This window comes from Variovorax sp. FW305-3-2-15-B-LB1 (assembly GCF_058787635.1).
The window spans coordinates 81211-93946 of the sequence record NZ_JBYSZY010000001.1; the positions used below are offsets into that span (position 1 = coordinate 81211).

1 protein-coding gene is annotated in these 12736 nt (G+C 72.3%); it reads right to left on the bottom strand.

Annotated features, from left to right (window positions below; all coding sequences use genetic code 11):
* Nucleotides 1-9 precede the first annotated feature (9 nt).
* On the bottom strand, nt 10-12621 hold the full coding sequence (locus AC3WQR_RS00445) for a filamentous hemagglutinin family protein (protein WP_492740870.1): 12612 nt from the start codon (nt 12619-12621) through the stop codon (nt 10-12).
* Nucleotides 12622-12736: the final 115 nt, after the last annotated feature.

Here is a 12736-nt window from a genome sequence, read left to right on the forward strand (position 1 = left end):
CGTCGCCGCCTAGCGGCCGCGCGGCAGGCCGCGCCGTTCGGGCTCGTTCAGGCGCGTCAGCTGCGCGTCGGTGAGCGCACCGTGCCCCACCATCTGGACGAAGCCCGACGGGTCGTAGCTCGCCTGCTCCGCCGGCCTGCGCCGCACCTCCGGGGCCTCGGGCGCGCCGGACGCGGGCTCGTTGCCGAAGCCCAGCACGCGCACCGAGAACACCGACGGCAGGCTCTGGCGCGCCGCCGCGCGTTCGCGCTGCATCACGTCCTGCGCCGCCGCCGTGGCCTGCGAGGCCGCCGCGCTGGCATTGGTCAGCGCGCCGACGTTCACCGACGCCACCACCGGCAGCCCCGTGCTCTTGCCCTGCACCGCCATGTTGTCGGCGTTCACGATCTGCAGCGCCGCCAGGTTCACGTTGCCCGACACGCGGATGCCCGCCTCGCCCGCGTCGATGGTGCCCAGCGGCGCGATCAGGTCGATGTCGCCGGCCGGCACCTCCGGAATCGGATTCAGCGTGGCAATGCCCGCGCCCGTGCTCGGCACGTCCGACGACAGCACCACGTTGCCCCAACGGTCGTACACGCGCTTGGGCGGCGTGTAGACCACCGTCGTCTTCGAGCCGCGACCGGCGTTGATGTCGCCTTCGGCCGACCAGCCCAGCACGCTGCCGCCGAAGGTGGTCATGATCCGGCTCTGGCCCAGCAGGATGCTGCCCAGCGCATAGAGCGAGATGTCGCCCGCGCCCTGCGTGATGACACCCGGAATCAGCGTGCCCACGGCCTGGGGCGCCGCGCCCTCGATGCCGAACACCTGGCGTCCGCCCGGCGTGAGCAGCGCGATGTCGCCGCCGAACAGCGTGTTGATGCCGGCCGCGCCGAACATCGTGATGTCGCCCCTGTAGCTCGTTCCCGGAAACAGCGACGCGATGGCGTTGCGCCCGCGCAGGTAGCTGCCGTAGCGCACGCCGGCCTCGTCGTTGTATTCGCGCCCGCCCTCCTTCAGCTCCGCGAAGTACACGCCGCGCAGGTAGCTGCGCTGCTGTTCCGGCGGCAGTGCGTTGAAGAAGGCGAGCGCCTCCTGTGCGCCGCCCTTGCCGCTGTAGCCCTGCGAGGCTTCGAGCCAGTTCACCAGGTACAGCTGGCTCGCCTGCCGGTAGTCGTTGGCGAGCACGCGGCGCGGCGTGCCGGTGTCCGCGTCGAGACGGGCTTGCCGCTGCGCCATCCACGCCGCCGCGCCGTTGTCGTCGCCGCTGTAGCCATGCTCGGCGCGCAGCCAGTCGCCCAGCGTGAGCTGGCGGTTGTAGTTCTTCACCACCTTGCCGGCCTGGTCGGCCAGCGGCTGGCCGCTCTGCATCAGGTGGGCCGGGTCGAGGTAGCGCTGCGCGAAGCCCGCGTAGTCGGGCCCGTGGGCGCCCACGCCGGCCAACATCGCGATGCCCGCACCGGGCCGGCTGTCGCCCGGCACCACCGCGCCGAGGCTGCTGACCGAGGCCTTGTTCTCCATGCGGATGTCGCGCCCGGCCGTGATCTCCAGCGTGCCGGGGCCGGCCACGTTGAAGGTGCTGAACAGGATGTCGCGGCCTGCCGAGACCACCGAGATGTCGCCCGGCCTTGCGTGCGCGAACAGGTTGCCGCGGCTCTCGAAGTAGGTCTGCGCCACGCCGCTCGAAGCCTCGGCCTGGCCAACGGGCGTGCCGCTGGCGACGATGTCGCGCCCGGCCCGCATCCACACCGGCTGCGCGCCCTCGTACCAGGTCTGGCCGGCACGCGTCGCATCGTCCGGCCCGAAGCGCAGGATGCGCCCGCTGCTCACGCCGACCAGGTCGCCATGCACGGCGTAGAAGCGCGCCGGCTGCGTGCCCACCGCTTCACCCGACACCGTGTTGGGGCCGAAGGCGAACAGCGGACGCACGCCGCCGCCGTCCAGGTTGTTGCCACCCGACAGGTTGCCGAGCACCGTGCCGTTGCTGGCGGTGCCCTGGAACGCCGGACGCCGCGGCGTCGCCAGCGCCGAGGCGGCCGCGCCCGACTGGCTCACGGTGTTGCCTCCCGCATAGATCGAGTCGCTGGCCAGGAACTCCAGCATGCCGTGGGCCGAGGGCGCCAGCACCAGCGGCGTGCCCGTGCCGGTGTTGTCGAAGGTCGCCGCATCGCCATAAAACAGGCTGCCACTGGCGGCCACCGCGCTCAGGATCGAGGGGTAGACGAAGGCCGAGTCGGTCACGGGCACGCCCGCGCCACCCGTCACCGGCACCAGGTTGCCGCCTGCGCCGAAGAGGCGGATGGCCGTGTGCGGCGTCCACAGGGTGAACCAGCTCTGGCCCCGTCCTTCCAGGCCGTTGGCGCTGAACGGCGTGGCGTTGGGGAGGTCGACGCGCGTCGGATCGATCACCCCCTTGACCACCAGGTCGCCACGCGTGGCGAGCGTGTAGTTCGCATCGCCCGGGGCCAACACGATGCCGCCTTGCGCCATGCCGCGGGTTGCCGTGTAGAGGTCGTAGGCGCGGGTCTCGCGGGGCGACTGCGCCCGCTCGGAGAGCCCATAGACCCGGGGCAGGCTGCCGAGGGTGCCGGCCTGCAGCTGCACGTCGCCCCGAAGGTTGACGATGGCCCCGTTGAGCCCGGCGTCGGAGTCGCCACCGGCACCCTCGACGTAGGGCGTGTGGAGCGGATTGAAGGCGCCTCCCACGCGCACGAGCACGTCTCCACCGCCCGTCAGGCTCAGGCTGCCGTCGGCCAGCACACGGCCGGTGCCGCCCACCGCCAGCACCAGGCCCTGGCTGCGCCGGCTGTCGGTGGACGAATCTGTCTTGGCGCCGCGCCGTCCCTGCAGGCCCGCGTTGCCGCCCACGTCCACGCGCAGGTCGCCGCCGCCCAGCGTGCCGAAGCCGGTGAAGCCGAGCAACTTGTCGGCCGCCCCGGTCGTGCCGACATACGAGCCGAAGTTGATCCACCACGCCGTGGGCTGGTCCTGCGCGCCGCCGAAGCTGTCGCCCGTGCCCTGGCGCCACAGCCAGTTGCCGATGGCGCCGCTGCTGAAGCCCTTGTCGGCAGGATTCGGCCGCCCATAGCCGCTGCCGCCGGCGGTCAGCGTCATGTCGCCGGTCAGGTCGCCGCCGGCCTGGAGCGTCAGGTTGCCGCCGGAGGCGGGGTACCAGGCGCGTGCCAGGTTCTGCGTGCCGCCATCGACGAACTTCTCGTAGCCACCGCTCGCGTCGTTGAGCACCGTGCCCTTGGCGCCCACCGCGCGCGGCAGGTTGTAGGGGTCGCCGGCCCGCGTGGCCTGCGACGAGGCGCCGGCGGTGTACACGCCGAACAGCGAATCCATGCGCAGGTTGCCGGCGGCCAGCAGGTCGAGATCGGCCGCGCCGGTGCGCACCACGCTGAAGCGCGTGCTGCCCGGCAGGTAGCCGTACTCCGGGGCGGCGATGACGCAATAGCTGGGAAGGTCCACGCAAAGCTCCGGGTACTGGATGTCCGCGAAATCGATGGGCTTGCCAGCCATGCTCTCGTCGCCCACGAAGTTGATGGACCCTTCCACGCTCCACAACTCGCCGCCGGGCTTCAGCTTGCCGAACATCCCGTAGTGGCTGTCCGCCAGCCGCAGGTTGCCCCGGCCCGCCGCCGGATGCACCTGCACGATGCGGTTGTCCGCCGCGTTCAGGTCTGCACCCGCGGCCAGCCGCACCGACCACGACTGCGAACCTTCGGGCAGCATCGCCGCCGCGGCCCACAGCCTGCCGGCGCCGTCCGGGCGCAGGTTCACCGAAGTCACCCCGCCGGGCAGCTTGATGTTGGTCGCGGCCGGGAGCAGCGCGCCCAGCGGCAGCGTGAGGGCGCCGTTGAGCACGAACTTCTTGCCGTCGCCGGACAGCGGCACGCCCTTGGGCCACACCACGCCCGACAGCGTGGCTGCCGACGGCAGGCGCATGCCGGCTCCCAGGCGCGTGCCCACCGGCAGCGTCACCTTGGCGCCGCTGACGATGCTGCCCGCCGCGAACAGCAGCGCGCCCGAGGCGTCGCGCACGTCGGCGCTCAGCACCGTGCCCACCTTCAGTTCGAGCGCCTTGGCCAGCACGCTGGCCACCGGCATCACCTGCCCGGCCCCGAAGGCCGTCGACTTGATCGGCAGGTCGTAGTTGAGCGTGCCGGCGCCTCCCTCGAAGGTCGTGCCGTCGGCCAGCACCACGCCGCCGCGCGGCAGCACGGTGTCGCCGCGCAGCAGGTTGACGCCCGGCAGCAGCAGCCAGCCGCCGTCGTCCGGCGTGGCGGGCGGCGGCGCAAAGCCGTCGTTGATGCTGCCGAAGATGTCGAGGTTGCCGCCCGCGCGCAGGGCCAGCGCGCCCACCTCGCCCGAGCCGTACACGCCGGTCTTTGGTGTGTGCGGGTTGGCGCTCGCATAGCGGTAGCCCGACAGGTCGATGTCGCCCTGCACCACCAGGTCGCCGTCGGGTGTCTTGCTGACGACCTCCACGCCGGGACGCAGGTGGAAGGCGTCGGCATAGCGCGCGTTGTTCAGGCCCGCGAGCTTGCCGTTCATCAGCGCGCCGTTGGCCAGCGCGTGGTCGATGAAGGCCGTGCTCTGCAGGTGCTTGGCGTCGAGGTACGCCTGGTCGATGACCTGGTAAGGCCGGCCGGTGGCCGCGGCGTCGGTGCCGAAGCGTGCATCGTCGTAGCGCCACATGCCGTTCACGGCGATGGAGCGCGCGCCCTCGATGGCGATGCTGCCGCTGGCGTCGATGCGGATGTCGCCGACGGTCTCACCGGTGCGGCCCGCGTTGAGTTCCAGCGTGCCGCGCGCCCTGCCGTCGTTCTGGCCCGGTTCGCCGCCCACCTGGGCGTTGGTGCCGTGGCGCAGGTCGATGCGCGAACCCGAGGCCAGCGTGAGCTGCCCGTCGTTCGACGTGAGCTCGACCATCGCGCGATTCGGCGAATCGATGATCTGGCCGTGGCTGTCCACGCGCAGCGTGCGGCCGTGCGCATCGAGCACCGCGCTGCCGACCAGCGTGAGGTTGTGCTTCGCGGCCAGGCTGATGCGGCCCACGCGCTCGCCGCTCGCGTCGATGGTGCCGGTGACGGTGAGGCTGCCGTTGTCGAGCGACACGTTCACCTCGCCGGCCTTCAGGCCGTCGCCGATGGTGAGGTCGCCCTGGCGCAGCTGGAAGCTGCGCGCGCCGAACACGCCGCCGTCGTTCAGTCGCTGGTTGAGCGCCGCGAATTCGGCATCGCCGAGCTGCCGCGCGCGCACGTCCACGCTGCCCGCCGCGAACGGCACCCGCGTGCCGCCCGCGTCGTAGTGGCCGCTGCTCGCGCCGAGGATCCGGCCCTGCAGGTCGACCGTGCCGGCGGCATCGTCGAGCGCCATCGCCTTCAGCGTGCCGGCGCGGTTGTTCTTCGCCGAGATGTCGATCACCGACCCCGCCGCCTGCCGCAGGTTGCCGTGCAGGCTTTCGAGCACCACGTCACCACCGGCGCTGTACCGGCTCAGGTCGTTGAACACCACCTGGCGGCCCGACAGGTCGAGCACCGCGCGGTCGGTCAGCACGAGGTCGCGTTCGGCGCTCAGCGTGAGCTTGCCGCTGGGCAGCGCCACGGCGGTGTCCAGCGTCACGTCGCGTCCGCGCAGGCTCAGCTCGGCGCCCAGCGCCGCATCGCCGGTGGCCGCCGCCGGCGCGCCCGCGGGTGCGGCCACGCGCAGCGTGCCACCCGCCGTGATGCGGTTCACCGAGCCCGCCTCGCCCGTCAGCAGCGGCGCCACGATGCTCAGGTTGCCGCCGCTGTACGCGTAGCCCTTGCCTGCTTCGTACGTGCCCTGCGACTGGTAGACCGACAGGCTGCCCTTGTGGTTGGCGCTCACGCGCTCGGACGCCTTGAGGTTCACGTCGGCAAAGCCCAGCACCAGGCGACCCGCATCTTCCAGGCCGCTCGGCTGGCTGTGGGGGCCGTAGCCGAACTCGATGTGCTCGGCCTCGATGTTCAGCGTGCCGCTGCCGGTGCCCGCGCCTTCGCGCACCACGGCGGAAGGCGCCGTGGTCGCGCCCTGCCACACCAGGCGGCCGGTGCGGATGGTGGCCACGTCGTCCGCGCCGCCCTGCCCATAGATGGCAGGCGTGGCCAGCACCAGCTGCGCCATCGTCGCCTTGCCGGTGGCGGGGTCGATGGTGTCCAGCGCCGCGGTGCCGAAGAAATTGACGCCGCCGCTGGCGCTCAGCTCCAGCGTTTCGAGCGCGGGCGCGCCGTACTGCCGGTCGCCGCGCAGCAGGCGGTCGAGCAGGGCCTGGCTCATGGCCAGTCCCGGCGGCAGCGTGTGGTTCTGCGCGGCGGCGGCCAGCGCGGCGCTGTCGCCCACGTTGATGCCGCGCACCGCCAGCGTGAGGTGGCGTGTGCCGTAGCGCACCGCCTCGTTCATCTCGAAGCGGTCGGGCGTCACCATCGCGATGGTGCCCTCGGAATACAGCTCGGTCTGCCCGCTGCACGACGCGCTGGCACACACGCCGATCTGCAGGCTGCGGTTGTCCGAGGTGGCCTGGGTCTGCGGCACCGGCAGCGTGCTCACCCGGCCGTTGGAGACCATCAGCATCTGGCCGGTCGCGGCGTAGACGAAGCCGTCGCCGGCATCGTAGGCGGCCTTGCCACGGCCCAGGGTGTGGATGCGCGCGCCCTGCTCGACGACCACGCTGAGCGGCGTGCCCTCGGTCACGCCCACCGCGGCCAAGAACACCTCGGGTGCGGACAGCACCGCCCCCTGGCGCAGCACCACGCTCTGCCCACCGTCGCCGGTCTGGATGACGTTGCCGCTCTGCCCGTAGTCGGAGCCCTGCAAGCCGCCGATGACCAGGCGCGACGCGCCCATGCCACTGAGCGCGCCCGCATCCAGCGTGACGCCCTGGAAGCCCGCCGTCGCCGGCGCGCCGGCCGCGACGATCTCGAGACCGAGCTGCTCCTCGCTGCTCGTGGCCACCACGGAACCGCCCCGCCCGCCCTCGCCCACCTGGAAGCGCGCCGTGCCGTCGAAGCGCAAGGCCTCGGCGCCCGCGCCGGGCGCGAGCTTCAGGTGCAGGTTGCGCGCGTCCGCCGGCAGCATGGCGCGCGGCACGCCCACGCGCAGCGCGTCGGCGCGCACGAAGTCGCCGTAGTCCATCTCGTTGTACTGCGAGTAGCTGCGCAGCACCTCGCCCGAAGTCACGATGGCCTGACGGAACAGCGCGTCGCCGATGCCGGTGCGGCCCACGCCCAGCTGCGCGGCCGTGAGCCACGAGCCGTTGCGCATCGCCAGCGTGCCGGTGGGCGCGCCCAGGCCGGCCGCGCCGTTCAGCTCCACGCGGAAGGCGCCTTGCTGCAGCGCATAGGTCGAGGGCATCAGCGTGTAGGTGCCCGCGGGCAGGCCCGGCACGCCGGCGCCGATGGTGATGTGCTGACCCACGAGCGGATCGACCGCGCCCTTCTCCGCGCCCGTGGGCGCCACCGCCGGCTGCACGCCGGGCACGATGGCATACACGGGGTTGGTCGCGAGCCCCGGCAACGTGAAGCCGCCGCGGGCGCCGACCTGCATCAGCGGGCTGAAGCGCGCGTCGGTCGAGCCGCCGCGTCCGCTCACGAAGCCCGCGCCCCTGAGGTTGCCGCCGCCCGACAGGTCGAGCGTGGCGCCTTCCTGGCCCTGCACGCTGGCCCCCATGAACGTGAGGCCGATCGTCTGGTTGCGCTTGTAGGTGTCGCCCGCGCCCACGCCGGTGAGCTTGACCTGCTTGCCGTCGTACAGGTAATTGATGCCGTCGACCGTGCCGCCATAGGGCATGTCCAGCCCCTCGCCGCTCACGGACGTGAGGCTGCCGGGCAGCAGCCTGACCTGCGTGGTGAGCGCATCGCCGAGCGTCAGCTGCCCGAGCGGCACCCGCACCACGCCGCCCTGCTCGATGACGCCGGCGCGCAGCGACAGGTCGCCGAAGGCCGAGTACGGCACCTGCGGGCTCGCACCCGTGCCCTCGATGCGCAGCGCCGTGTCGGGCCGGTAGGTGCCGTCCGGCGCCAGGCCTGCGGACACGAGCGCCACCACGCCCGTGGCCGGGTAGATCTGCGCGGCGCGCAAGGTCAGGCTGCCGGGCACGACGAGGCTCGTGGAAACGCCGACGTCTTGCCGGCCTTGCAGAAAGCGCAGGTCGCCGCTGCTGGCCAGCGTGACATGGCCGAAGGCGGCCAGGTCGACCGTGGGCGCTTCGCTCGCGCCGTCGAGCACGGGGACCTTGCCGTTGACGCCGAAGCCCATGCCGTCGCGGATGTCGATCAGGTCGCCGGCCACATCGAGGCGGGTGCCGGACGGCACGCGCACCACACCGCCTTCGGCGACGGGCGCCCTCAAGACTTCGCGCGAGAACGACGGCATCGCGCCGGCCAGCCGCACGTGCGCGGCCGACAGCGCCACGTGCGCGTCGTCGGGTGCGTCCTTGCCGAGCGCGAGGCCGCCCGCGTAGATCTGCAGGCCCTGCCGCATGCGCAGGTCGACGCCGTCTTCGAAGGCGAGCGTGGAGCCGGCAAACAGCGAGAGGCTGTCGAAGCCGCCGCGCCGGACCGTGTCGGTGCCCAGTCGGCCCTGACCGTAGGCGAGCGCACCGTCGTCGACGCCGGCCTGCAGGGTGTCGGGCGCGAGCGGTGCGCCTTGCGCCACACCCAGCACCAGCACGCGGTGCCGGCGCACGCGGTCTTCCGCCTGCTGCAGCGGGTCCAGGTGCAGGCGCAGGCCCGGCGTGCCGAGCACCACGGCCAGCGTGCCGCCGGCCGCGCGCTCGCCGCCCGCGACGGCGCGCAGGGTGCCGTCCAGTTGCAGCCCGTTGTACGACGCGAGCGAGATGCTGCCGCCACTGCTCGCCACGTCGGTGGCGCCCATGCCGGGCACGTCGAGCACCGCATGCGTGCCCGAGGCATCGAGCAGCGCGCCCGGGCGCACGACGACGAAGTTCTGCGACGCGGTGGCCTTGCTCCCCACCGGATCGATCTCGCCGCCGACCACGATGCTGCCGCCGTCGCGCACCAGGCCGTAGCGCTTGCCGGTGGTGTCGGTGGCGGTGGCCGCATGTGCCGACACATCGAGCACCGCCTGCCCGCCGATCCAGATCGAGCGGGCATGGGCCTTTGCATTGGCAATGTCGGCCTCGAGGTCGGTGATGTCCACCGTCTTCAGCACGATGCGCCCGCCGTTCGCGCGCAGCATGCCGTCCACCGTGAGCTGGCCGGCGCTGCGCACCTCGATGGCCTGGCCCGGGTCGACGTGGATGGCCGCGCCCTTGCCCACCACGGCCTGCACCGTGGGCAGTTCCTGGGCGAGCGTGGTCGTCGTGCCGGCCTGCAGCGACAGGCTCGCGCCCTTGCGCTGCGTGAGCACGGCCTGGGTCGCGTCTTCCTGGTAGAGCGGCGGCGTCCACACCTCGAGCGCGTCGGCCGGACGGCTGCCGGTGGCGATGTCCTGCGCGTGGGCGCCGAAGCGGTACACCGGCATCGTCACGTCGATCTGCGCACCGTCGGCCACGGTGAGGCCGTGGTTGCCGATGAGCGCATAGCGGCTGAAGCCCTTGTCGAAGAAACCGGCGTCGAGCATCAGCGTGTCGGCCTGCGCCGTGCCCGAGGTGTCGCCGATGGCGACGCGCATCGTCTGCACGGTCAGCGTGCCGCCACCGTCCACGCCGTGGCCGCGCAGCACCGCGCCGTCGAGCGCGACATGGCCGCTGCCGGCGTTGAAGCCGTCCGCCTCGAGCGTGACGCTGCCGCCCTTGCCGCCTTGCTGTTTGGCCTTCGACAACAGCGCCGCACCGGACGACACGTCGATGACGCTGCCGGTGCCCAGCACCACGTCGCCGGTGCTGCGCACGGACACGCGGCCGCCGTTGCGGTACGCCACGCCGCCCGCGTCGGCCGGGTTCGTCAGCAGGTGGGTCCACAGGCCGCGGGTGTCGAGCGTCGCACCGCTGGCGAGCACCACCGAGGTCGTGCCGCCGTCGGGCGCGGTGAGCGTGCTCGTGTCCTTCAGGTAGTTGAGGCTGACCTGTTCGAGCACGTTGCCCAGCTGGATGCCGCCGCCGCGCGCGACGAGGTCAGCGTTGACCTTCACGTTCGGGCTGTACAGCACGAGGTGGCCGCCATCGCCGACCTGCAGCGCCTTGTCGACCGCGATGCTGTCGGTGGCCGCGATGCGCACCGCGCCCAGGCGAAAGCCGCTGAGCTGCGCCGCATCGAGCACCAGCGTGTCGCGGCGTTCGGCCGGCAGCGCCGTCGCGAGGTCGAGCCCCGCGGCAATGCCGTCGGCCGCATCGCCCAGCACCACGTTCTTGATGCCGGCGCTGTCGAGCCGCCGGTGGATCACACCGGCCGTCTTGTCGTAGTAGGCGTCGTAGCGGCCCACGACGAGCTGCCCGCGCTGCGCCACCGCGCCGGTCGACTGCTGGTAGCCGTCGAGCCCGGCCTGCCGCGCCTGCGTCTGGCGCTCGCCCTGGAAGGTCTCGCCGACGATCTCGCCTTCGAGCACCGCGGCCTGCGTGCCGACGATCAGCAGGCCGGCGTCGCGGCCCACGGTGTAGCCGCTTTCCAGCCGCGTCTGCGGGCCGATCAGCGGGTTGTAGAAGAAGCCCGTCGTCTTCTTGCCCCAGCGCGCGTGCTCGTCTTCGAAGCCCTTGTAGACGCCCGTGTAGCGCAGGTCGCCCGGCGCCTTCGACACTTCGTAGAGCCGCCCGTCGGCGCCCTTGAGCCAGCTCTGGTTGAGCCTGCCCGTGAGCACGTCGAGCGTGCCGCCCGAGATGTTGATGCTCGCGCCGCGCTGCGTGACCAGCTCGCCGCCGCTGAAGCCCACCACGCCGCCCTGCGCCATCCACTCGCCCACGCCGTGCGCCTGCGTGCCGAGGTAGCCGCCCACCTCGAGCAGGCCGCCGCCGGTGTACCAGCGTTCGCCCTGGTAGCCGCCGGTGCCGCCGGGCACGAAGACCAGCGAGCGCCGGTCGATCCACAGGTCGTTGTTGTTGAGGTTCTTGCTGTCGCGGTTGAGCGGCGCATCGCGCTGCTCGTTGCCCTGCACGTTGATCTTGATGTTGTTGGATTCCATCGCGAGCTTCACGCCCACCGCGCCCGACACGTCGATGCGCGCACCCTCGCGCACGAGGCTGCGCTGCTTCGCGTCGACCACCACCTGGCCGCCGGTGGCCAGCGTGAGCGAGCCGGCCTGGAACTCGACCGTGCCGCCGCTGGCGACTTCGACGCGCGACAGGTCGCGGCGGTCGTTGCCCGCCAGCACGATGGTGCCGGTGCCCAGCTGGACCGCCGGCGCCATGAGCCCGGCGCGCTGGCTGTCGAGCGCGGTCGCCCCGCCGGTGTCGAGCACGATGGCCGTGGTGCTGCCTTCGCCGAACCGGACCTGGCCCGCAGCGCCGGTCGCGTTCAGGTGCACCGTGCCGCGTGTGTTGACCGAGGTGCTGGAAAGGACGACGCCGCCCTGCACCACTTCGCGCCCGGCCAGCGTGACGTCGCCGGTGGTCGCCTGGATCAGCCCGGTGTTGCGCACCGTGCCCGCCGGGCTGTTCGTGTCCAGCGTGACCGCGACTTCGTTGCCGCGCGTGGTCGAGCCCAGGTTGCCGTCGGTGCCCACCCCCTTGCGGATGGCGAAGTGATCGCCCGCCGCGAGCAGCGTCTGCCCGCCGGGCGTGGCGATCTCGCCGGCGTTGTGCACCTCGGCGCCCAGCAGCAGCACATAGCCGCCGCCCTGCGTGGCCGAAGCGGGTGCGGGCGTGGAAAGCCTGGCACCGGCCTGCACCTCGACGCGGCCTTGCGCGTTCTTGAAGTTGGGCGCGCTGCCGTTGGCGTACACGCCGTGGGCCTGGAACTGCGCGTCGTCGATCTGCGCCGCCGCGGCCACGAGGTTGCGTGTGTCGACCTGGCTGCTGCCGCTGAACACGATGCCGTTGCGGTTGGCGACCATCACCGTGCCGTCGGCCTTGATCTGCCCCTGGATCTGCGAAGGCCGCGCCTGCGGGTCGTTCACCTTGTTGAGCACCGCCCAGTCCTTGCGCTGCGCGAAGGCCACGGTGGTGTTGCGCCCGACGTTGAAGGTCTCCCAGTTGAGGATGGCCTTGTCGGCTGTCTGCTCGACGGTGACGACCGTGCGGCCGTCGACCTGCTTCTGCGAATCACCGGTCAGCGCGCGCGCATTCGACCAGCCGGCGGTCAGCGAATTCGTGTCGACCTTCAGGCCGCCTTCGGTCAGGCCGTCGGGCACCGAGGGGTCGTTCTGCGCGGCGCGCCGCGCGGCCGCCTGTGCCGCCTGCTGCGCCGCGATGCCGCGCGCCGCCAGGTTCAGGTTGCCGATCGACTGCTGCAGCTGCTCGCTCGCGCGCTGCTGCTGCGCGAGCGGGCTCGTGAGCTGCGCCGCCGGCAGCCCATTGGGCATCAGGCCGGTGGCCGTGGCCGTGGCCTGCGCCGCGCCCTTGGCGTTGAACCAGCTCGGGCTGAAGGCGCGCTGCGCATGGGCCGGCGCGGCGGCCGCGCCGGCGGCCAGTGCCAGCGCCATGGCCTGTGCCAGCGGCGAAATCCGGAAACTCCTCGCCTGCACGGCAGCGCCCTGGCGGCGGCTGCGGTGTCCCTCGTGTGTGTTCATCTGACGCCCAGTAAAGAATGACATGCACCGGCACGGAATCCGTGCCCCTTACTGGACAGACCGACAGACGCAAACAAAACCGCTAAGTTTCTGGACCAATCCTGAGTGCACGCGA

Excerpts from the sequence above, each read along its gene's own strand:
- AC3WQR_RS00445 (WP_492740870.1), bottom strand. The coding sequence starts at position 12,621 with ATGAACACACACGAGGGACACCGCAGCCGCCGCCAGGGCGCTGCCGTG.